The 22357-nt window shown below is 75.2% G+C and carries 18 protein-coding genes and 1 pseudogene; 6 read left to right on the forward strand and 13 right to left on the reverse strand.

The genetic code is table 11. The features are described from left to right. Positions 1–125: 125 nt before the first annotated feature. The 3 genes from Q5530_RS21090 to Q5530_RS21100 all read right to left on the reverse strand — a co-directional run bounded on the left by Q5530_RS21090 (position 126) and on the right by Q5530_RS21100 (position 3931). Complete coding sequence (locus Q5530_RS21090) at positions 126–1310, reverse strand: S8 family peptidase (protein ID WP_380637105.1); 1185 nt, start codon at positions 1308–1310, stop codon at positions 126–128. A 300-nt stretch (positions 1311–1610) separates the two neighbouring features. Then, entirely contained in the window at positions 1611–2726 is a 1116-nt protein-coding gene (locus Q5530_RS21095) for a S8 family peptidase (protein WP_415364450.1), read from the reverse strand. A gap of 56 nt (positions 2727–2782) precedes the next feature. Further along, a complete protein-coding gene (locus Q5530_RS21100; protein ID WP_415364451.1) occupies positions 2783–3931 on the reverse strand; it encodes a S8 family peptidase in 1149 nt (382 codons plus the stop codon). A gap of 637 nt (positions 3932–4568) precedes the next feature. Between Q5530_RS21100 and Q5530_RS21105 the strand changes: the two genes are divergently transcribed. Next, positions 4569–5528, forward strand: coding sequence for a hypothetical protein (locus tag Q5530_RS21105; RefSeq protein ID WP_415364453.1), 960 nt, complete (start codon positions 4569–4571; stop codon positions 5526–5528). A 12-nt stretch (positions 5529–5540) separates the two neighbouring features. On the opposite strand, the gene Q5530_RS21110 is transcribed toward Q5530_RS21105, so the two are convergent. From Q5530_RS21110 to Q5530_RS21140, 7 genes and pseudogenes are all read right to left on the reverse strand, one after another. After that, positions 5541–6725 (reverse strand): acyl-CoA dehydrogenase family protein, encoded by a 1185-nt coding sequence (locus Q5530_RS21110; protein ID WP_415364454.1) that lies wholly within the window; start codon positions 6723–6725, stop codon positions 5541–5543. Further along, complete coding sequence (locus Q5530_RS21115; protein WP_415364455.1) at positions 6722–8608, reverse strand: acetyl/propionyl/methylcrotonyl-CoA carboxylase subunit alpha; 1887 nt, start codon at positions 8606–8608, stop codon at positions 6722–6724. Before Q5530_RS21115 ends, Q5530_RS21110 begins: the two co-directional genes overlap by 4 nt. A 7-nt stretch (positions 8609–8615) precedes the next feature. Further along, positions 8616–10211, reverse strand: coding sequence for an acyl-CoA carboxylase subunit beta (locus tag Q5530_RS21120; RefSeq protein ID WP_415364456.1), 1596 nt, complete (start codon positions 10209–10211; stop codon positions 8616–8618). Continuing rightward, the gene (locus tag Q5530_RS21125; protein ID WP_415364457.1) at positions 10208–11359 is read right to left on the reverse strand and encodes an acyl-CoA dehydrogenase family protein; all 1152 of its coding nucleotides are present in this window, start codon (positions 11357–11359) and stop codon (positions 10208–10210) included. The genes Q5530_RS21120 and Q5530_RS21125 overlap by 4 nt, the downstream gene beginning before the upstream one ends. Then, positions 11356–12989: pseudogene (locus Q5530_RS21130) on the reverse strand (acyclic terpene utilization AtuA family protein). Before Q5530_RS21130 ends, Q5530_RS21125 begins: the two are co-directional and overlap by 4 nt. Continuing rightward, entirely contained in the window at positions 12986–13726 is a 741-nt protein-coding gene (locus tag Q5530_RS21135; RefSeq protein ID WP_415364459.1) for a TIGR03084 family metal-binding protein, read from the reverse strand. Before Q5530_RS21135 ends, Q5530_RS21130 begins: the two are co-directional and overlap by 4 nt. Beyond that, complete coding sequence (locus tag Q5530_RS21140) at positions 13723–14322, reverse strand: TetR/AcrR family transcriptional regulator (protein ID WP_415364460.1); 600 nt, start codon at positions 14320–14322, stop codon at positions 13723–13725. The genes Q5530_RS21135 and Q5530_RS21140 overlap by 4 nt, the downstream gene beginning before the upstream one ends. Before the next feature lie 104 nt (positions 14323–14426). Here Q5530_RS21140 and Q5530_RS21145 point away from each other — a divergent pair, with 104 nt between their 5' ends. Beyond that, entirely contained in the window at positions 14427–15830 is a 1404-nt protein-coding gene (locus Q5530_RS21145; protein WP_415364461.1) for an FAD-binding oxidoreductase, read from the forward strand. Between the two features lie 9 nt (positions 15831–15839). Here Q5530_RS21145 and Q5530_RS21150 read toward each other — a convergent pair whose 3' ends face one another. Together Q5530_RS21150 and Q5530_RS21155 are read right to left on the reverse strand one after the other, a co-directional pair. Further along, the gene (locus Q5530_RS21150; RefSeq protein WP_415364462.1) at positions 15840–16241 is read right to left on the reverse strand and encodes a nuclear transport factor 2 family protein; all 402 of its coding nucleotides are present in this window, start codon (positions 16239–16241) and stop codon (positions 15840–15842) included. Between the two features lie 190 nt (positions 16242–16431). Then, on the reverse strand, positions 16432–17442 hold the full coding sequence (locus Q5530_RS21155) for a hypothetical protein (protein ID WP_415364463.1): 1011 nt from the start codon (positions 17440–17442) through the stop codon (positions 16432–16434). A 46-nt stretch (positions 17443–17488) separates the two neighbouring features. Between Q5530_RS21155 and pnuC the strand changes: the two genes are divergently transcribed. From pnuC to Q5530_RS21175, 4 genes are all read left to right on the forward strand, one after another. Next, positions 17489–18130: a nicotinamide riboside transporter PnuC gene (pnuC, locus tag Q5530_RS21160; protein ID WP_415364465.1), complete on the forward strand. Its 642-nt coding sequence runs from the start codon at positions 17489–17491 to the stop codon at positions 18128–18130. Beyond that, positions 18127–19251, forward strand: a complete 1125-nt coding sequence (locus Q5530_RS21165; RefSeq protein WP_415364467.1) for an AAA family ATPase — start codon at positions 18127–18129, stop codon at positions 19249–19251. The genes pnuC and Q5530_RS21165 overlap by 4 nt, the downstream gene beginning before the upstream one ends. Positions 19252–19386: 135 nt before the next feature. Then, a complete protein-coding gene (locus Q5530_RS21170) occupies positions 19387–20838 on the forward strand; it encodes a YibE/F family protein (protein ID WP_415364468.1) in 1452 nt (483 codons plus the stop codon). A 10-nt stretch (positions 20839–20848) separates the two neighbouring features. Continuing rightward, positions 20849–21712 carry a spermidine synthase gene (locus tag Q5530_RS21175; protein WP_415364470.1) on the forward strand — a complete coding sequence of 288 codons (864 nt, stop codon included), beginning with the start codon at positions 20849–20851 and terminating at the stop codon, positions 21710–21712. 12 nt (positions 21713–21724) lie between these two features. On the opposite strand, the gene Q5530_RS21180 is transcribed toward Q5530_RS21175, so the two are convergent. Continuing rightward, positions 21725–22348 carry a hypothetical protein gene (locus Q5530_RS21180; RefSeq protein WP_415364471.1) on the reverse strand — a complete coding sequence of 208 codons (624 nt, stop codon included), beginning with the start codon at positions 22346–22348 and terminating at the stop codon, positions 21725–21727. Positions 22349–22357: the final 9 nt, after the last annotated feature.

A 22357-nucleotide genomic window follows, 5' to 3' on the forward strand; every position in this document is an offset into this window, starting at 1 on the left:
CGCCCACGACCGGGGCAGCGGTCCGCGGCGGCTCCGGGAGGACCGGGGCCGGACCGGACCGGGGCCGCGAACGCGGACGGGGCCGCCCCCTGGAGGGACGGCCCCGAACCGGCGGGTGGAGCGGGTCAGGCGGTCGGCGCCAGGTAGAGCAGGCGGTTCGGGGAACCCGAGCCGGGGCTGCCCACCACGCCGGTGGTCGCCTGGGCGACCAGGTAGCTCGCCACCTGGGCCGGGGTGGCCGCGCGGTTGCCCTGGAGGTAGCGGGCCGCCGCGCCGGCGACGTGCGGGGCCGCCATCGAGGTGCCGCTGATGGTGTTGGTGGCGGTGTTGCTGGTGTACCACGCCGAGGTGATCGACGAGCCGGGCGCGAAGATGTCCACGACCGAGCCGTAGTTCGAGTAGCTGGCGCGGGCGTCGGTGTTGGTCGTCGCGCCGACGGTGATGGCCTCGGTCACGCGGGCCGGGGAGAAGCCCGACGCGTTGGCGTTGCTGTTGCCCGCCGCGAGGGAGTAGGTGACGCCCGCCGCGATCGAGCGGCGCACGGCCGCGTCGATGGTGGTGGAGGCGCCGCCGCCCAGCGACATGTTCGCCACGGCCGGCTTGACGTGGTTGTTGGTCACCCAGTCGATGCCCTCGACCACGTCGGCGGTGGTGCCGGAGCCGGCGTTGTTCAGCACGCGGACGCCGTAGACGGTCGCGCCCTTGGCCACGCCGTAGGTGCTGCCGGCGATGGTGCCCGCGACGTGCGTGCCGTGGCCGTTGCCGTCCTGGGCGACGCTGTCGTTCTCGACCGCGTCGTAGCCGTTGCGGGCGCGGCCGCCGAAGTCGTTGTGCGAGATGCGCACACCGGTGTCGATGACGTAGACGTTCACGCCCGAGCCGGTGGAGGTGTAGTTGTAGGTGGTGCTCAGCGGCCGGTTGCGCTGGTCGATGCGGTCGATGCCCCAGGTGGCGTTGGTCTGCGTGGCCTGGGTGGTGAAGACCTGGTCCTGCTCGACGTACTCGACGGCCGGGTTGGCCGCGAGCCGCTTGGCGGCCTTCTCGGGCAGCGACACGGTGAAGCCGTTGAGCGCCTTGCTGAAGACGGTGTCGACCTGACCGCCGTACTGCTTCGCCAGGCCGTCCGCGGACGCGGCGGAGCCGTCCTTGAGCTTGACGATGAAGTGGTTCTGCACCTTGTGCGCGGCGTCTGCGGCGCGGATCTCGCCCTCGGCGGCCTGCGCCGGGGCGGCCAACAGGGACGTCGCGGTGACGGCGAGCGCCGTCGCCCCAACACCGGCCAGGACCCGGACCTGTCGTGACTGTCGCATGCGGCTTCCTTCTACGATGCGGTGGCCCGACCTCAACCCGAGGAGCTTGCAGGGCTCGGGTGGGTGACGTTGGGCCACCTTGCCCTCGCTGACGGTCACCAACGTAAGCAACCAGGTGGTTTGTCCGGAAGTGTGAACTTTTCCCAGTTGGTTCGACTGCGTCAACAATCCGAGTGACCTGCGGTTTCCCGAAACGTGGGAGACGTGGTAGAACCCCGGCCCCGCCGTCCCACCCGGCCACCGCGTTCGGCTTCACCGAGGGGGTGAGCCGGTGGCGCGCCACCGGCTCACCCCCTCGGCTCACCTGGTGGGTGACCAGTGGAGCAGCCGGCCCCAGGACAGCGGCGTCGCCTCGGTGACCACGGCGGCGTGCACCTGCGCCGGGGTCGCCGTCGGGTTGAACTGGAGGTACCGCAGGGTCACGCCGGTGACGTGCGCGGTGGCGAACGACGTGCCGCTGAGCGTGTTGGTCCCGCCGGAGCCCCACGGCACGGTGATGTTCACGCCCGGCGCGTACACGTCGACCACGCTGCCGTAGTTGGAGAACGAGGCGCGCGTGTCGGTGGCGGTGGACGCGCCCGAGGTGATGGCCTCGCGCACCCGGGCCGGGGAGGAGTTCGCCGCGTCGGTGTTGCTGCCGCCCGCGGTCACCGAGGCGGTGACGCCCGCCGCGATGAGCCGGCGCACGGCGTCGTCGACCGCGGTCGAGGCGGCGCCGCCCAGGCTGAGGTTCGCCGAGGCCGGCTTGACGTGGTTGCGGGCCACCCAGTCGATGCCCGCGACAACGCCGGCGGTGCTGCCGCTGCCGGAGGCGTCGAGCACCCGGACGCCGCACACCAGGCCCTCCTTGGCCACGCCGTAGGTCCGGCTGGCGATCACCGCCGCGACGGCGGTGCCGTGGCCGTTGCCGTCCTGCGGGACGCCGTCGTTCTCGATGACGTCCCAGCCGCCGCAGGCGCGGCCGACCAGCTCGGGGTGGGTGGTGTTCAGGCCGGTGTCGATGACGTAGGCCCGGGTGCCGCGGCCGGTGGAGGTGTAGCTGTAGGCGCGGTCCAGCGGCAGGGCGCGCTGGTCGATGCGGTCCAGGTTCCACGGCGGGTTGACCTGGGTGGCGTAGGGCCGCACGACCTGGTCCTGCTCGACGTACTCGACGGCGGGGTCCGCGGCCAGCCGGCGCGCCTGCCGCTCGGTCAGGGTCGCGGCGAAACCGCGGAACGGGCCGGTGTAGGTGCGGGTGACCTGCCCGGCGAGCCGGTCGGCCGGGTCGGGCGCGCCGTCCCTGACCTTGACGACGTAGCTGCCGGGGACGGCGTCGGGCGAGCCCGCGTGCAGGACCGCGGCCTCGGCGTGGGCGGGGACGGTGAAGGCGGTGAGGGCCAGGGCTACGACGCCCAGGCCGGGCAGGAGCTTGCGCACGGCACGTCCTTCCTCAGGGGTGGCAGGGGGTTTCACCGGAGGGGTGGCAGGGGGTTTCACCGGGTGGGGGGCCAGTGCAGGAGCCGACCGCCCCACGGCAGCGGGGTGGCCTCGCGCACGATCTCGGCGTGCGCCCGCGCGGGCGTGGCGGCGGGGTCGGTCTCCAGGTACCGCGCGGCCACGCCGCTGACGAACCCGGTGGCCATGGACGTGCCGCTCAGGGTGGTCGTCGCGGTGTCGCCGGTGTGCCAGGCCGATTGGATCGCCGTGCCCGGGGCGTGGACGTCGACGCCCGCGCCGTAGTTGGAGAACGACGCCCGCGCGTCGGTCTGGGTCGAGGCGCCGACGGTGACCGCCTCGACGACCCGGGCGGGCGAGGTGCCGCCGACACCGGCGTTGCCGCCGCCGGCGCTGACCGCCGTGGTGACGCCCGCGGCGATCAGCCGGCGGACCGCGTCGTCCAGCGCGACCGACGCGCCGCCGCCCAGGCTGATGTTGGCCACGGCGGGCTTGACGTGGTTGGCGGTGACCCAGGCGATCCCGGCGATGACGCCGGAGGTGGTGCCGCTGCCCGAGCCGTTGAGCACGCGCACGGCGCAGATCCGCACGTCCTTGGCCACGCCGTGGGTGCTGCCCGCGATGACGCCCGCGACGTGCGTGCCGTGGCCGTTGTCGTCCTGGGCGACGGAGTCGCCGTCGACCGAGTCGTAGCCGTGCACCGCCCGGCCGCCGAACTCGGCGTGCGTGGTCCGGACGCCGGTGTCGATCACGTAGGCGGTGACGCCCCGGCCGGTGGTGGTGAAGTCGTACCGGGTGTCCGGCGGCAGGGCCCGCTGGTCGATCCGGTCCAGGCCCCAGGGCGCGCCGGGCCGGGTCCGGGCGGGGACGGCGCGCAGGACCCGGTCCTGCTCGACGTACTCCACGCCCGGGTCCGCGGCCAGCCGGCGGGCCTCCCGCCCGGTCAGGGTCGCGGCGAAACCGCGGAACGGGCCGGGGAAGGCGCGGGTGATCCGGTCGGCGAACCGCGCGGTCACCCGGTCGGCGGCCGCGACGTCGGCCGGCTTGACCACGTAGCCGCCGGGGACGGCGTCGGGCGAGCCCGCGTGCAGGACCGCGGCCTCGGCGGGGGCGGGGGCGGCCGCCAGGGCGGCGGCCAGGGTGACGACCAGGGTCGCGCCGGCGAGGCCCGGTGGGGGCTTGCGCATGGGCGTTCCTCCGCGGGGTGGGGGAACCGGCGCGGGTCGCGCGCCGGGAACCCAGTGTGCCGAACCCGGCCGGGCCGCGGGGAGGCGTCGCGGGCGCGGGTTCGGGGAGAACCGCGCCCGTCGGTCATTGGACATCCATTCAACACTGTGGAGAAATACCGACGAAGCCTTTGCGAAAGAAGTGCGCGGCTTCTCCGCGCCGTTGCGGAGAACTCGTTCGACACTTCTCGGTGGAACACCGTTCCGCAGTCCGGATACGACGGTGTGACCAGCGCTTATGCCGACCCGGGCGGCCTGCCGCAGGTCGGCGCGCGTGCGCCTGCACGTGCGCCCGCGTGCGCTCGTTATCTCTCCCTGAAGTGATCTTGACCACGTCGATGTGCCCCACATCACCCCACGTAGCCAAGGCTGTGCGGGATGCTCGACGGCGGGCGGACCGGGGTGGCCCGGTGCCCGGATCGGCCCGAGCAGGGCCTTCACACCCCTGCTGTTAATGAGAATTCAAACATTCCACCGCCGACGGGATTCGGCGGCCGATTCGGTTAAATTCACGCCGACAAACCCGATCGGCTGTACCGCGCCGGCGATTTCGCGCGATAACGTCGCTCGCCTTGTCCACAGGGAGAACGGAGCGAAGATGCCAACGCCAGTCGTCGGACAGGAATCGCGACTGCGCGATCCCCGACGGGTCGACACGGGGGCCGACCCCTTCGCGGACGCGTTGCGGGCCGCGATCCGGGCGAAGGGCCTGAGCCTGGAGCGGGTCCAGCACAAGCTCCGGGGGCGCGGGGTGGCCGTGAGCATCGCCGCGTTGAGCTACTGGCAGTCCGGCAGGCGGCGACCCGAACGACCGGACTCGCTGACCGCCGTGGGCCACCTGGAGGAGATCCTGGAGGTCGGCGAGGGGGGCCTGAGCGCGCTGCTGGGTCCGCCGCGGCCACGCGGCAAGGCCAGGCCGAGGACGCGGGTGCCGGGACCGGAGGGCTGGGTCGGCGAGAACGACTACGCGTCGATCGCGGAACTGCTGGCCGACGTCGACACCACCACCGACCAGGACCTGACCCGGCTCAGCCTGCGCGACCAGGTCGAGCTGGCCATGGACGGCAGCACCCGGCGGGTGCGCTCGCGGCAGGTGCTGCGCGCCGAGCGGTCGGGCGTGGACCGCGTGCTGCTGGGGTACGACACCCGGCTGCCCGGCGACCCGCTGCCGGTCATCGGCACGCTGCGCTCGTGCCGGCTCGGGCGGGTGTCCGCCGACCCGCGCAACGGGCTGATGGTCGCCGAGCTGCTGTTCGACCGCCCGCTGCGCCGCGGCGAGCGGACCGCCGTCGAGTACGAGCTGATCCACGTCGCACCGCACCACCCGACGTTCGACAACACCTACTCGCGCCGCTTCCGGCACCCGGTGCGCGAGTACGTCCTGGAGGTCAGGTACGACTCGCGGTGCCGGCCCTCCCGCTGCGAGCAGTTCACGACCGGCCTGACCGGCGGGGAACCGACCGACGTGCACGAGACCCCGGTGGACACCTGGGGCTACGCCTACGCGGTGGCGCTCGACTCCGGCCCCGGCGTGGTCGGTCTGCGCTGGGACTGGTGACCCCGGCGGGGACTAGTAGGAGCGCGGCAGCCGCAGGGTGTGCTGTGCCACGAAGTTCAGGATCATCTCCCGGCTGACCGGGGCGATCCGGGACAACCGGGACGCGGCCAGCATGGCGCCCAGTCCGTACTCGGACGACAGCCCGTTGCCGCCGTGCACCTGGATGGCCTGGTCCACCGCCCCCGCCACCGCTTCCCCCGCCGCGTACTTGGCCATGTTGGCCGCTTCACCCGCGGCCCGGTCCTCCCCAGCGTCGTAGAGAGCCGCGGCCTTCTGGGTCATCAGTCTCGCCAGTTCGACCTGGATCGCGCACTGCGCCAGCGGGTGCGCGACGCCCTGGTGCGCGCCGATCGGCGTGTCCCAGACGGTCCTGGTGCGGGCGTACTCCCCCGCCAGGTCCAGTGCGCGGCGGGCCATGCCGGTGGCGAACGACGCCGCCATGATCCGCTCCGGGTTGAGCCCGGCGAACAGCTGGGCCAGCCCCGCGTCCTCGGCGCCCACCAGCGCGTCGAGGGGCAGCCGGACGTCGTCGAAGAAGCAGGTGAACTGCTTCTCCGGGGACACGACCTCCATCGGGATGTGCCGGTGGGTGAAGCCGGGCGCGTCGGTCGGCACGATCATCAGCGACGGCCGCAGCCGGTCGCCCGGCGCCGCGCCGCGCGGGGCGCCGGGGGCCACGTGCCGGGCCACCACCAGCACCGCCTCGACCTCGTCGACCCCGGAGATGTAGTACTTGCCGCCGTCGAGCACCCACTCGTCGCCGTCGCGGCGCACGGTGGTGGTGAGCCGGTGGGCGTTGGAGCCCGCGTCCGGCTCGGTGATGGCGAACCCCATCTTCGTGGTGCCGGCCGCGAAGCCCGGCAGCCACCGGCGCTTCTGCTCCCCGGTGCCGAAGCGGGCGATGACCGTGGCGCAGATGGCGGGCGAGACCACGGTCAGCAGCAGCGGGCACCCGGCGGCGGCCAGCTCCTCGCAGACCGCGGCGAGGTCGCCGATGCCACCGCCACCGCCGCCGTACTCCTCGGGCACGGCCACCCCGAGGTAGCCGAGCCGGCCCGCGTCGGCCCACAGCTCGTCGGTCTTCTCCCCCGCCCTGGCCTTGGCGGTGAAGTACTCGTGGCCGTACCGGCGGCCCAGGGCGGCGACCGCCGCGCGCAGGGCCCGCCGCTCCTCGCTCTCGGTGAAGTTGACCGTCATGACGCCCCCGCCTCCACAACCGCGAGCAGCTCGCCCGCACCGACCTGCCGACCCGCCTCGACGAGCACCCGCTCGACCACGCCGCCGTGCGCGGCGAGCACGCGGTGCTCCATCTTCATCGCCTCCAGCACGAGCAGCTCCGCGCCCGCCTCCACGCGCTGCCCGGCCTCGACCGACACCCGCACCACGGTGCCCGGCATGGGCGCCGCGGTCGCGCCCTCGACTCCCGCGGCCCGCCGCTCGGGGAACCGGGGCCGCAGCACCAGCGCCACCGGCCCGACCTCCACCCGGTCCCCGTGCACCTCGACCGGGAACGTCTCGCGCACCCCGCCGAGCTCCAGCGTGACGGCGTCCGGCGACGCGGCCACCACGGTCGCGTCGACGTCCGTCACCACGCCCGCGCGGGTGTGCCGGTACTCGACCGCCACCTCCCGGTCGCCGTGCCCGAACACCACGCGCTGCGGCTGCGAGGGCAGGTTGCGCCAGCCCGGCGGCAGGGCGGTGCGGCGGCGCTCGGCCAGCGCGAGCGCGGCGGCCAGCGCGGCGGGCCGCGCGTCCACCTCGGGGGCCGCGGTGAGGCCGTGCTCGTCGAGGAACCCGGTGTGGGTGTCGCCCGCCTCGAACGCCGGGTGGCGCAGCGTGCGCACCAGCAGGTCGCGGTTGGTGACCAGGCCGTGCAGCCGCGCGCCCGCCAGCGCGGCGGCGAGCTTGCGCACCGCCGCGCGCCGGGTCGGGGCCCACGCGATCACCTTGGCCAGCATCGGGTCGTAGTGCACGCCGACCTCGCTGCCGTCCTCCACACCGCTGTCCACCCGCACGCCGCCGGGCAGCCCCGCGCCGGGCACGGCGAACCGGTGCAGCGTGCCGCTCGCGGGCCGCCAGTCGCGCGCCGGGTCCTCCGCGTAGAGGCGGGCCTCGACGGCGTGGCCGTTCGGCGCGGGCGGCGCGGCGGGCAGGCGCTCGCCCTCGGCGACGGCGAGCTGCCAGGCCACCAGGTCGAGCCCGAACACCTCCTCGGTGACCGGGTGCTCCACCTGGAGCCGGGTGTTGACCTCCAGGAAGTGGAACGCGCCGTCGTCGGCGTAGAGGAACTCCACCGTGCCCGCGCCGACGTAGCCGATGGCCCGCGCGGCGGTCAGCGCGGCGTCGACCAGCCGCGCCCGCGCCCCCGGGGTCACCGCCGGGCTCGGCGTCTCCTCGATGATCTTCTGGTGGCGGCGCTGCACGGAGCACTCCCGCTCGCCCAGCGCCCACACCGTGCCGTGGGCGTCGGCGAGCACCTGCACCTCGACGTGCCGGGCGCGCTCCAGCAGCGGCTCGCAGAACACCGTGCCGTCGCCGAACGCCGACTCGGCCTCCCGCCGCGCCGACTCCAGGCACCCGGCCAGCTCCGCGCGCGAGCGCACCACGCGCATCCCGCGCCCGCCGCCGCCCGCGGCCGCCTTGACCAGCACGGGGAACTCCGTGACGGCGTCCGGGTCCAGGTCGGGCAGCACGGGCACGCCGGCCGCCGCCACCCGCCGCTTCGCGGTGACCTTGGAGCCCATCGCCTCGATCACCCCCGGGTCGGGCCCGACCCAGGTCAGCCCGGCGGCCAGGACCGCGCGGGCGAACGCCGCGTTCTCGGACAGGAACCCGTAGCCCGGGTGCACGGCGTCCGCGCCCGCCGCCAGCGCGGCGGCCACCAGCAGGTCCGCCCGCAGGTAGGTGTCGGCGGGCGCGGCGCCGGGCAGGCGCACCGCCGCGTCGGCCTCGCGCACGTGCGGCGCGCCCGCGTCGGGGTCGGAGAACACCGCCACCGGCGAGACGCCCAGCTCGCGGCACGTCCGCACGACGCGGCGCGCGATCTCGCCCCGGTTGGCGACCAGCAGCCTGCGGATCATCCCCACCTCACATCCGGAAGACGCCGTAGCCGTCGGCGCCCCTGATCGGTCCACTGTGGATCGCGGACAGGCACAGGCCGAGGACCGTGCGGGTGTCGCGCGGGTCGATCACGCCGTCGTCGTAGAGCCGCCCGGACAGGAACGGCGCGAGCGACTGCTGCTCGACCTGCTCCTCGACCACGCGGCGCATCGCGGCGTCGTGCCCGTCGTCGTAGGGCTGCCCCTTGGCGGCGGCGGCCTGCCGCGCCACGATCGACAGCACGCCCGCGAGCTGGGCCGGGCCCATGACCGCGGACTTGGCGTTGGGCCAGGTGAACAGGAACCGGGGGTCGTAGGCCCGGCCGCACATGCCGTAGTTGCCCGCGCCGTAGGAGGCGCCCATGACCACGGTCAGGTGCGGCACGGTGCTGTTGGACACCGCGTTGATCATCATCGCGCCGTGCTTGACGATGCCGCCCTGCTCGTAGCGCTCGCCGACCATGTAGCCGGTGGTGTTCTGGAGGAACAGCAGCGGGGTGTCGGCGGCGTTGGCCAGCTGGATGAACTGGGTGGCCTTCTGCGCCTCCTCGCTGAACAGCACGCCGCGCGCGTTGGCCAGCACCCCGACCGGGTAGCCGTGCAGGTCGGCCCACCCGGTGACCAGGCTCGTGCCGTAGTCGGGCTTGAACTCGTCGAACCGGGAGCCGTCGACCAGCCGGGCCAGCACCTCGCGCGGGTCGAACGGCACCCGCGGGTCGGTGGGCACCAGGCCCAGCAGCTCCTCCTCGTCGAACAGCGGCGCCTCGACGGGCCCCGGCGCCGGGCCGAGCTTGCGCCGGTTCAGCCGGGCCACCACGCGGCGGGTGAGCCGGATCGCGTCCACCTCGTCCTCGGCCACGAAGTCCGCCAGGCCGGAGGTGGTGCCGTGCATCCGCGCGCCGCCCAGCGACTCGTCGTCGGACTCCTCGCCGGTGGCCATCCTGACCAGGGGCGGGCCGCCGAGGAACACCTTGGCGCGGTCCTTCACCATGATCACGTAGTCGGACAGGCCCGGCACGTACGCGCCGCCCGCGGTGGCGTTGCCGAACACCGCGCTGATCGTCGGCACGCCCGCCGCGGACAGCCTGGTCAGGTCGCGGAACGCCCGGCCGCCGGGGATGAAGATCTCGCTCTGGCTCGCCAGGTCCGCGCCGCCCGACTCGACCAGCCCGATCAGCGGCAGCCGGTTGGCCAGCGCGATGTCGTTGGCGCGGAAGGTCTTGCGCAGCGTCCACGGGTTGCTCGCGCCGCCGCGCACGGTCGGGTCGTTGGCGACGACCACGCACTCCACGCCCTCGACCACGCCGATGCCGGTGACCACGCTCGCGCCCAGCGGGTGGTCGGTGCCCCACGCGGCCAGCGGCGACAGCTCCAGGAACGGGCCGTCCGGGTCCACCAGCAGCTCGATCCGCTCGCGGGCGAGCAGCTTGCCGCGCCGGTGGTGGCGCTCGGTGTACTTGGGCCCGCCGCCCGCGAGCGCCCTGGCGTGCTCGGCGTCCAGCTCGGCGAGTTTGCCCAGCAGGGCCTCCCGGTTCGCGGCGTACTCCGGGGAGCGGGTGTCCAGCGCGGTCCGCAGCGTGCTCATGCCGTGTACCCCAATCGCCTCGCCGCCAGCTCGGTCATCACCTCGGTCGCGCCGCCGCCGATGCCCAGGATGCGCGCGTCCCGGTAGTGGCGCTCGACCTCGGTGTCGCGCAGGTAGCCCGCGCCGCCGTGCAGCTGCACGGCCTGGTCCACCACGTGGGAGCACGCCTCGACGGCCGCGTTCTTGGCGAAGCACACCTGCGCCACGGCTTCCTCGCCGCGCGCCACGCGCGCCGCCACCTCGCGGGTGTAGGTGCGGGCGAGGTCGACGCGCTGCGCCATCCCCACCAGCCGGTGGCTCACCACCTGGCGGGCGATGAGCGGCTTGCCGAACGTCTCGCGCCGCCGGACGTAGGCCGCGGTGAGGTCCAGGGCGCGCTGCGCCGTCGCGTACGCCTGCACGGCCAGGGAGATCCGCTCCGCCTGGAACTGCCGCATGATCAGCCCGAACCCGGAGTTCTCCGCGCCCACCAGGTTCGCCGCGGGCACGCGGGCCCCGACGAACGACAGCTCCGCGGTGTCGGAGCAGTGCCAGCCCATCTTCTCCAGCCTGCGGTCGACGGCGAAGCCGGGCGTGCCCCGCTCGACCACGAGCAGGCTCACCCCCTGGTGGCCCGGACCGCCGGTGCGCACGGCCGTGGTCACGAAGTCGGCCCGCGCGCCGGAGGTGATGAAGGTCTTGGCCCCGTCCACCACGTAGTGGTCGCCGTCGCGGCGCGCCGTGGTCCGCAGCGCCGCCACGTCCGACCCGCCGCCGGGCTCGGTGATGGCCAGCGCCCCGATCAGCTCGCCCGCCAGCGCGGGCCGGGCGAACCGGTCGACCAGCCCCGGGCCACCCGCGTCGATGATGTGCGGCACCGCGATGCCGTGCGTGAACAGCGCGGCGACCAGGCCGGACGAGCCGCCCGCCTGGATCAGCTCCTCGGTCACCACGACGGTGTCGAGCAGGTCGCCCGCGCCGCCCGCGGCCTCGGGGAAGCCGATGGCCAGCAGGCCGATGGCGGCGGCGCGCCGGTGCAGCTCGCGGGGCAGCTCGCCCGCGCGCTCCCAGTCGGCCAGGTGCGGCACCACCTCCCGCTCGGTGAACCGGCGGACGGTGGCGCGCAGGTCGCGGCGCTCCGGGGTGTCGAACAGGTCGGTCGTGGTCACAGCAGGTCCTCCGGGACGTCCAGGTGCCGGGAGCGCAGCCACTCGCCCAGCGCCTTGGCCTGCGGGTCGAACCGGGTCGAGGACGCGACGCCGTCGCCGAGCAGGCCGCGCAGCACGAAGTTCAGCGCCCTGAGGTTGGGCAGCTCGTACCGGACGACCTCGCCCGCCTCGGGCAGCAGCTCCCCGAGCCGGGTGGCGGTCAGCTCGGCGCGCAGCCACTCGTACCGGGCGTCCGTGCGCACCCAGACGCCCAGGTTGGCGTCGCCGCCCTTGTCGCCCGAGCGGGCGCCGGCGATGGTGCCGAGCGGGACCTTCCGGGTGGGAACCTCTCGAGTGGGAACCTCTCGGGCAGGAACCTCTCGGGCGGGAACCTCTCGGGCAGGCCCGCTCATACCTCGACCACCTCCCCGCCGGGCAGCACGACCCGGTGCGGCACGGACCCGCGCGGCACGTAGGCGGCCCGGTACACGCCGAACGGGGTGCCGTCGCCGGGCGGCGCGGTGACGTGGAAGCCCGGGTAGGAGGCCAGCGCCAGCTCGACGCCGGCCCGGGAGAACGCCTTGGCGCGCTTCGGGTCCGGGGTCTTGATCGTGACGTGGAGCAGCGCGCTGGCCGTCTCCTCGGTGTCGGCGTCGGCGCGGTCGGTGCGCGCCAGGGTCCAGGTCAGGCCGTCCGCGCCGAGCGCGCCCTCCAGCTGGCGGCGCACCAGGTCCGCCTTGGCGTCCACGTCCAGGCCGGTGAGCACGAACGTGGTGGAGTTGCGGAACCCGCCGAGGGTGTTGAGGCAGACCTTGAGCGTGTCCGGCGGCGGCGAACCCCGGACCCCGGAGATCCGCACCCCGCGTTCGTGCGGGTCGAGCCGGATCGTGTCGAAGTGGCTGACCACGTCCGGGCCGGGGTAGGCCGGGTCGCCGATCTCGTAGAGCAGCTGCGCGGTGACCGTGTCGACGGTGACCGCGCCGCCCGTGCCGGCGTGCTTGGTGATCAGCGCCGACCCGTCGGCCTCGACCTCCGCGATCGGGAACCCCGGCCGCGCGGCGTCGATCTCGGTGAAGAACGCGTAGTTGCCGCCGGTGGCCTGGGCGCCGCACTCCAGCACGTGCCCGGCGACGGTCGCGCCGGCCAGCCGGTCCCAGTCCGCGCGGTCCCAGCCGAAGTGCGCGGCGGCGGGGCCGACCACCAGCGAGGCGTCGGTGACGCGGCCGGTGACCACGACGTCCGCGCCCGCCCCGAGCGCTTCGGCGATGCCCCACGCGCCCAGGTAGGCGTTGGCGGTGAGCGCCCCGGGGAAGTCCGCGCGCAGGTCGTCGCCGGTCACGTGGGCGACCTTGGCGCCGGTGCCCAGCGCGTCGATCGCCCTGGCCAGGCCGGCGGGGTTGAGGCCGCCCGCGTTGGACACGATCCGCACCCCGCGCTCCAGCGCCTCGCCGAGCTCGTCCTCCAGCTGGCGCAGGAAGGTGCGCGCGTAGCCCAGCTCCGGGTCCCGGGCCCGGTCGCGACCCAGGACGAGCATGGTCAGCTCGGCCAGGTAGTCGCCGGTGAGCACGTCGAGTTCGCCGCCGCGCAGCATCTCGCGGACCGCGGTGAAGCGGTCGCCGTAGAAGCCCGAGGCGTTGCCGATGCGGATCACGAGCTCTCCCGTCCCGGGCCGGGCGGACCCGCGAACGCCTGGGCGATGGGCAGCCAGGCGGTCGCCACCGGGCCGACCGCGGTGACCGCGAGGTCGTCGCGGTGGCGGCGCCGGGTGGCGAGCAGGCAGAAGTCCAGCGCTGGGCCGGTGATCCGGTCCCCCGCGTCCTCCGGGCCCCACGCCCACGGCTCGCCGCCGGGCCCGGTCAGCTCGACCCGCACCGGCTCCGGCGGCACGGGCAGGCCGTTGACCAGGAACGCGAAGCCGAACGCGCGGACCGCGAGGTGCGCGACGTGCCGCAGCCGCCGGGTGGGCTCGCGGACCGCGCCGAGCGCGTCGGCCACGTCCTGGCCGTGCGCCCACGTCTCCATCAGGCGGGCGGTGGCCATGGACGTCGGGCTCATCGGCGGGCCGAACCACGGCACCCTCGTGCCCGGCGGCACGGCCGTCAGCGCCCCGGCCAGCTCCTCCCGGCCCGCGCGCCAGTCCGCCAGGGTGACCGGCTCCGCCGCGCCCCGGTCGACCAGGTCGGGCGTCGCCGTCCGCAGCAGCTCGGCGAACGCGGCCGGGTCGCGGGCGGCCAGCACGGCGACGCGGTCGGTCCAGCGCAGGTGGGCGACCTGGTGGGCGATCGTCCAGCCCGGCGCGGGCGTGGGCCGCGACCAGTCGGCCCCGGCCACCAGGTCGTCGAGCACGCGGCTCTCGTCGCGCAGGTCCGCCAGCAGCTCGTGGATCACCGCGCCCTCCCCAGGGCCGTCTCCAGCATTCGCGCCCAGTGCCGCACGATGCGCTCGCGGCGCCGGCGGTCGTCGGTGAGCTGGTTGGCCAGGGCCAGGCCGCGCACCAGGTCCAGGGTGATCTGCACGGCCTCGCGCACGCCCGGCTCGCCCTCGTCCGCGTCCAGCAGCTCCACCGCCAGCCGGTGCGTCTCCCGGCCGAGCCGGGTCTCCAGCGGCACCACCACGGTCCTGAGGTCCGGGTCGGTGCGGGCCGCGACCCACAGCTCCAGCGCGGCGGTGAACAGGTCGCTGGCGTAGAAGTCGGCGATCAGCCCGACCACGGCGACCGTGGTGCTCCCGGCCTCGCGGGCGCGGTCCCTCAGGTGCTGGACGCTCTCCGCGCCCAGGTGCTCGACCGCGGCGGCGACCAGCTCGCCGCGGGTGCGGAAGTGGTGCAGCTGGGCGCCGCGGGACACGCCCGCGCGTTCCGCCACCACCGTCGTCGTCGTGCCGGACCAGCCCAGCTCCACGAGGCAGTCGACGGTCGCCTCCATGAGCTTGCGCCGGGTCTCGCGGCTGCGGTCGGCCTGCCGCTGCCTGGTCTCGGTGGCCATGCGGGCGAGTGTTCACCGCTACTAACAAACAGTCAAGACTGTTTGTTAGTAGCGCGGCCGAACGGTCGGCGCGGTCGGCCTCACCCGGTGTGATGATGTCCGGCATGGTCGTGTCACGGCGGGACGTGCTGCGGTGGACGGGAACCGGCGCGGTCGGGGCGCTGGCCGGGACGACCGGTTCGCCGCCGAGGTGGGCCCGGCTGCGGGAGCGGCTGTCCGGCGAGCTGCTGCTCCCCCGCGACGACGGCTACGACACCGCCCGGCTGCCGTTCAACAGCCTGTACGACCACCACCGGCCGGCGGCGATCGCCCGCTGCGCCGGCCCCGACGACGTGCGGCACTGCCTGGCGGAGGCCCGGCGCTCGGGCACCCCGGTGGCCGCGCGCGGCGGCGGGCACAGCTACGGCGCCTACTCCACCCCGGACGCGGGCCTCGTGGTCGACCTCGCGCCGCTGTCCGGGGTCGAGGTGCGGCCGGACGGCACGGCGGTGGTCGGCGCGGGCGCGCGGCTGCGCGACGTCTACGCCGCGCTGGTCGCGGCGGGCCGCGTCCTGCCGCTGGGCAACTGCCCCTCGGTCGGCATCGCCGGGTTCACCCTGGGCGGCGGCCTCGGCTGGCTGGACCGCGCCTACGGCCTGACGTGCGACTGGCTGCGGTCGGCGCGGGTGGTGACCGCGGACGGCCGCCTGCTCACCGCCTCGGCCGAGCGCGAGCCGGACCTGTTCTGGGCGCTGCGCGGCGGTGGCGGCGGCAACTTCGGCGTGGTCACCTCGTTCGAGTTCGCCACCGCCCCCGCGCCGCCCGCGTTCACCGTGTTCCGGGCGCGGTTCCCGGCCGGGTCGGCGGCGGACGTGCTGGGCGCGTGGCAACCGTGGAGCACCGCCGCGCCGGAGGCGGTGTCGAGCACCTGCGTGGTGCTGCCGAACGGTTCGGTGGACGTGACCGGCTGCGCCGCGGGCCCGGCGGCCGGGCCGCGCGCCGAGGTGGCCCGCCTGCTCGCCGCGGTCGGCACGCCGGCGCCCCTGGAGGACGCCGAGGTCGACTACGCGACCGCGGTGGGGATCATGACCGGCGGCCACCCTCCCCGCAACGCCTTCCGGGCGTCCTCGCGCCTCGCGGACCGGCCGTGGACCGACCCGGCGGCCGTCGCGGGCACCCTCGACGGCCGCCGGAGCGCGCTGCTGATCCTCGGCGCGCTGGGCGGGGCGATCGACCGGGTCGACCCGCGCGGCACGGCCTACCCGCACCGGGGCGCGCCCACCTCGGTCGAGGTGTTCGGCACGGTGGCCGACCGCCCCGCCGCCGAGGTGACCCGCGAGGTCGACGAGGTGCAGCGGGCGCTGGTCCCGCTGGTCGGCCGCGGCACCTACGTCAACTACCTCGACCCGCTCCAGGAGGACTGGGCCCGGACCGCCTACCGGCACAACCTGCCGAGGCTGCGCCGGATCGCCCACCGCCACGACCCGGACGGCGTGCTGCGGTTCCCCCGGTCGGTCACCGCGCGGTGAGCCGGCCCCTCACCACCCGCCCTGGACCATGGTCTGGAACAGCCACTTCCCGTCCCTCTTGACCAGCAGGTCGCCATAGCGCACGACCTGCGAGAAGTCCCCGGCGGTGATGGTCGCGTCGGTGATCACGAACACCAGGTCGGCGGAGACGAAGTGCGGGGTGCGGACCGACTCCATCCCCACCTCGCCGTCGCCCAGGCTCGCCGCCATGTCCCGCAGGAACCGCTCCCGGTCCCACGCCTGCGCCGACCCCTCGGTGACCGCGTTGACCGGGAACAGCGCCAGGTCGGCCATCCCCTCGACGTCCTTGGCCACCGCCAGGGCGTCCCACTGCGCGAACCACGCGAGCACGCCCGCCACGTCTTCCCCGGTCGGCGCGAAACCCGCCCCGACGCCCGGTGCTGAAGTCATGCCGTACAGCGTACCGTACCTCGTACGGCAGGGTGGTGGACCGGTCGTGCGCGGTGTTCGGCCGGTGCGCGGTGTCGACCGGCGTCCGGCGCTCGTCCGGCACCGGCGTGCCTCCCGCGTCCGGCGCACGCCGGCACCGGTCGCCACCCCCGCGGGCGTCCACAGAGGAGCCCGGCACCGCCGGGCCCGGTCAGTCGCGCGGGCCGTCACCGGGGCAGTTGTGGCTGATCAGGCCGTTGGCCACGAAGTCGCCGGTGCCGGTGGTGATGTCGTAGAGGGCCCGCGACGTGCCCAGCCACTCCACCGACACCACCTCCAACCCGGGGGTCACCGGCACCGCCACGTCCTCCACCGCGCTGCCGCGCGCGAGCACCGGGCCGATCAGGTGCAGGAACCGCAGCCGCGCGGCCGGCCCGCCGACGACCCGCACGCCGCGCACCTCGACCACGTGCGGCACCTCCAGCCGCAGCAGCGCCCGCACCGCCGCGTCGAACACCGCGCCGTCCGAACTGGACAGCACCAGCTCGCCGCCGGCGGAGCTGCCGCGCGCGTCGAACAACCCCGCCAGGAAGCCCTTCGACCACTCGTCGCCCGGTCCGGCACCCGGCTCGGCCAGGTCGACGTCCCGGGGCACCCGGCCGCCGCCGAACTCGCGCAGGCGCGCCAGCACGTCCGGGTCGCACGACGCGCCGCCGCGCACCGCGCCCCACAGGTAACCCCTCCGGTAATCCGCCAAGTGCGCGGGCGGCGCGGCGAACCGGCCCGTGCCGACCAGGCGCGAGCCCTTCACCAGGTGCGGCCGCTCGCCGGCGTCCTCGCACCGGCCCGGCGTGAGGTGCCGCCAGCCCTCGTCGGTGAGGAACCGGTGGTCGCCGCTGGCCACCACCTGCGTGCCGTCGCCCAGCGTCAGCCGGTAGGCGGGCCTGGTCGCCTTCCAGTGCGCCCGCACGCGGGTGACCACGAACCGGCCCCCGCGCGTGCCGAACACCTCCTCGCCCACCGCCAGCTCCGCGATGGGCCTGGTGCGACCGTTGGCCAGCAGCACCGGCGTGTCGCCGGCCAGGCAGCGGGCGGGTCCGGGGTCCGCCCGGTGGCGGGGAAGGCCGGCGGGCCCGGCACTTCGTACGCTGCGCACCAGTCCCGGCAACCCCGGCGGGCCCTGCCGCCGGTCCGCCCCGTCCCCCTGCCCGTCCCGCCTCATGAGCCCATTCGAACACGTGTTCGAACAACGGTCAAACGGAGTTCCCTTGTCCCCGCTGGACGTCATCCTGTGGCCCTTCGACAACCCCGCGCTCACCTTCGCCGGGAACACCACGAGCTGGGGCGAGGTGGTGGGTTTCGTCACCGGCGCGCTCTGCGTGTGGCTCGTGGCCCGGCAGAACCCGCTCAACTGGCCGATCGGCATCCTCAACAACCTCGCCTTCCTGGTGCTGTTCGCGACCTCCGGCCTGTACGCGGACTCCGGCCTCCAGGTCGTCTACATCGCACTCGCGCTGTACGGCTGGTGGGCGTGGCTGCGCGGTGGTGCGGACCACTCCGCGCTGCCGGTGAGCCGCACCACGCGGGCGCAGTGGTGGTCGCTGCTGGCGGCGGGCGTCGCGGGCACGCTGCTGCTGGTGTGGGTGCTCACCTCGTTCACCTCCTCCACGGTGCCGTGGGCGGACTCCGCGACCACCGCGCTCTCGCTGCTGGCGACGTGGGGCCAGACCCGCAAGAAGGTCGAGTGCTGGTGGCTCTGGATCGCCGCGGACGTCATCTACGTCCCGTTGTACGCCTACAAGGACCTGTGGCTGACCGCGATCCTCTACGTCGGCTTCATGGCCCTGTGCGTGCTCGGTCTGCGCAACTGGACGAAGGCGCTGCGCGCGGACGAGGCGGTCGCCGCGTGACCGACTTCGACCACGCACTCGTGCTCGGCAAGTTCTACCCGCCCCACGCCGGGCACCACAACCTCATCCGCACGGCCGCGGCGCGCAGCCGGCGCACCACGGTGACCGTGCTGGCCTCCCGCGCGGAGTCGATCCCGGTGGCCGACCGGGTGGCGTGGCTGCGCGCCGAGCACGCGGGCACGCCCGGCCTGGTGGTCCTGGGCGACGTCGACGACCACGAGATGGACTTCGGCAGCGACGCCGTGTGGGAGCTGCACATGGGCGTGGCGCGGGCGGTGCTCGCCCGGCGCGCCATCCTGGACGGCGACCCGTCCTCGGCGGCCGTGGACGCGGTGTTCTCCAGCGAGCGCTACGGCGACGAGATGGCCCGGCGGCTGGGCGCGCGGCACGTGCTGGTCGACCTGGACCGCACCGCGTTCCCGGTGTCCGGCACCGCCGTGCGGGCCGACCCCCGGGCGCACTGGGACCACCTGGCGCGGGCGACCCGCGTCGGCCTGTGCGCGCGGATCGTGGTCCTCGGGGCCGAGAGCACCGGCACCACCACGTTGTCGCGGCAGCTCGCGGAGCACCTCGGCGCACCCCGGGTGCCCGAGTACGGCCGCGCGCACACCGAGGCCAAGCTCGTCGCCGCCCGCGCGTTCGACCCCGGCGCCGACGTGGGGGGTCTGGTGTGGACGGTCGGCGACTTCCAGGACGTGGCGCGGCGGCAGGGCGAGCTGTCCGACGCCGCGGTGTCCGGGCCGGTCCTGGTGTGCGACAACGACCCGTGGGCCGCGACCGCGTGGGCCCACCGGTACCTGGGCGCGCCGCGCCCGGACGTCGCGCCGGACGCCCCCCGCCCCGCCCTGTACCTGCTGACCGACCACGTGGGCGTGCCGTTCGAGCAGGACGGGTGGCGGGACGGCGAGCACCTGCGCGCGTGGATGACCGGGTTGTTCCGGGAGGGCCTGGCGGCGCGCGGCGTGCCGTGGCGGCTGGTCACGGGACCGCCGGACCAGCGGCTGCGGCAGGCGCTGGAGAGCTGCGAGGAGGCCGTCGCCGGGCACTTCCGGTTCACCGACCCGCTGGGCCAGGCGGTGGCCGGCACCCGGTCCGGCACCACCCGGTCGTCGGCCGGGTAGCCGATCGGCACACCGCGAACGCCCGCTCGTCCTCGTCGCGCCAGGCGGCGCCCGCGACCGCGCCGGCCGGAGCGACCGGCGCGGGACCCGCACCGAACCGTCCGGAACGCGGACGCCGGAACCGGTTCGGGCAGTATGTGCGCCGTGCACGCCAAGGACCTCATCGCCGCACACGGCCACGGCCACGGGCACGGCGGGCCCACCGAACCGGCCTCCCGACGGGTGCGCAAGCTGCTGCTGGTCCTGCTGCTGCCGCTGGTGCTGGCCACCGCGGTCGGCGCGGTCCTGCTCCACCCGTTCGGGCGGGACCAGCCCACGGGCGCGGAGGCCGGGATCACCCAGGTGCCCGTGCGCGGCGACGTGACCGCGGTGGCCCAAGGCGGGTGCGGGCCCGACACCGGGCAGCCCGGCGCGACCGGCTGCGTGCTGGTCACCGTGCGGATGACCGACGGCGCGGCGGCGGGCCGGGACGTGCGGGTCCCCGTGCCCGACCAGCCGGGCACGCCGAGCTTCGCGGTCGGCGACGCGGTGGTGCTGTCCTACGGCGGCGGCGACCCGAACGACAACTCGTCCTACCAGCTGGCCGACTTCCAGCGCGGCGTGCCGCTGCTGCTGCTGGGGCTGCTGTTCGCGGCGGCGGTGCTGCTGCTGGGCCGCTGGCGGGGCCTGGCCGCGCTGGGCGCGCTGGCGCTGAGCCTGGTGGTGCTGGTGGTGTTCGTGCTGCCCGCGATCCTGGCCGGCGAGAGCCCCCTGGCGGTGGCCGTGGTCGGCGCCGGTCTGATCATGTTCGTGGTGCTGTACCTGACGCACGGGGTCTCCGCGCGCACGTCCACGGCGGTGCTGGGGACGCTGGCGAGCCTGGCGCTGATCGGCGTGCTGGGCGCGGCGTTCTCGGCGTTCTCGAAGCTCACCGGGCTCGACCAGGACAGCGCGAACCTGGTGGCGCTGCTCGGCCACGGCATCGACACGCGGGGGCTGCTGCTGGCGGGCACGATCATCGGCGCGCTCGGCGTGCTGGACGACGTGACCGTGACCCAGACCAGCGCGGTGTGGGAGCTGCGGCGGGCCAACCCGGCGCTGGGGTTCGGCGAGCTGTACGCGGCCGGGTCGCGGATCGGCCGGGACCACCTGTCGTCGGTGGTGAACACGCTGGTCATGGCGTACGCGGGCACGGCGCTGCCGTTGCTGCTGGCGTTCTCGCTCTCCGGGCGCACCCTGGGCGAGGTCCTGACCGCGCAGGACGTGGCACAGGAGGTCGTGCGGACCCTGGTGGGCAGCATCGGCCTGGTCGCGGCGGTGCCGATCACCACCGCGCTGGCCGCGTTCGTGGCCAACCGCGAGCCCGTGCCCGACGCGGCGGCCCCGGAGCCCGAGCCGACCGGGCCGGAGACCACGCAGGAGGCCCCGGAGGAACCCACCCCGTACCGCGAGCCGGACCTGCGCCGGCACCGGGTGTCGGGCGACCTGCGCACCGGCTACGACCCGGCCAAGGGCCCCTGGCGGCGGCCCCGGCGCGCGCGGACCGCACCGGACGACCGGCGGTCGCCGCGTCCGGTGGGTGACGCGGGGGCGCCGCCGCCGGGATAGGTTGTCCGGCGTGGGACGCATCCGGAAGGCCGACGGGACGATCACCAGGGAGGTCGACTCGGGCATCGCGGAACTCGTCCCCGACCCGGACGTCCCCCGGGCGTGGACGCTGCGCCTCAACGGCACGCCCCAGTCCCACGTCGACCTGGACGACCCGACCCACCTGGAGTTCGAGTACGTGCGCCGCCTGGGCCACGTGGCCGACCTGGTGGCCGACCCCGGCGCGCCCGTGCGGGCCCTGCACCTGGGCGGCGGGGCCTTCACCCTGCCGCGCTACATCGCCACCACCCGGCCCCGCTCCAGCCAGCAGGTGGTCGAGATCGACGCGGCGCTGGTGTCCCTGGTCCGCGGCGTGCTCCCGCTGGACCGCAACTGGCGGCTGCGCATCCGCACCGGCGACGCGCGCGCCGTGCTCGTCAAGGCCCCGGAGGCGACGTTCGACCTGGTGGTGACCGACGTGTTCGCGGGCGCCCGCACCCCCGCCCACCTGACCTCGATCGAGTTCGTCAACCAGGCGGCCCGCACCCTGCGCCCCGGCGGCGTCTACGCGGCCAACATCGGCGACGGCGGCGGCCTGGCGTTCGCCAAGTCCCAGGCGGCCACCGTGCGGGCCGTCTTCCCGCACGTCTGCGTGCTGGCCGAGCCCACCGTCTTCCGCGGGCGCCGCTTCGGCAACTTCGTCCTGGTGGCCTCGCACGCGGAACTGCCGGTGGCCGCCCTGACCCGCCGCACCGCGGGCGACCCGTTCCCGGGGCGGGTCGAGCACGACACCTCGCTGACCCGCTTCATCGGCGGGATGCCCCCGACCACCGACCAGAACGCCACCCCGTCGCCGTCGCCCCCGAAGGGGACCTGGGGCCTGCCGGACGACTAGCGGCGGGCCGCTTCAGTCCAGCGTCGAGACGAACCGCGAGATCGCGTCCGGGTTCAGCTTCTGCGCCAGCCGCCCCGAGGGCGCCATCGAGCCCAGCCGGTACAGCGGCCGGTCGGCCGCGGCCAGCCCGCGCGCCTCCGCCCGCAGCTGCGCCACCAGCAGCTCGGAGAACACCAGCCCCGGCGCGTCACCCCGCCCGGCCAGCACGTCCGCCAGCCGCCGCAGCGGCAGGACGCCCTGCTCGCGACCGCCCGTGCCCGCGTAGAGGGCCAGCGCCAGGTTGATCGCCTTCCCGCCGCCGCGCACGAGCAGCCCGACCGTCCGCGTCCCGCGCATGTCGGTCACCAGCAGGTCCAGCTGGTCGGCGGCGCGCAGGTCCACCGACCGCGTGCCGAAGGCGCGCACCGACAACACGTGCCCCTCCAGCCACACCCGCCGCCGCGCCTCCGAGACCGCCAGCAGCAGCAGCGGCACGGCGAACACCGCCGCCGTGACCAGCCCGGCCGTCCGCCCGGCGAGCAGGCCCAGCAACCCGCCGAACGCGGCGGCGACGATCAGCGCGCCGATCGCGACCGTCCGGGCGCGCTTGCGCACCGCCTTCGGGTCCAGCAGGTCCAGGGGGATCCGCTCGCTCACCGGCCCAAC

The organism is Saccharothrix sp. BKS2 (assembly GCF_047689505.1).
In the GTDB taxonomy this organism is placed as follows: domain Bacteria; phylum Actinomycetota; class Actinomycetes; order Mycobacteriales; family Pseudonocardiaceae; genus Actinosynnema; species Actinosynnema lopnurensis.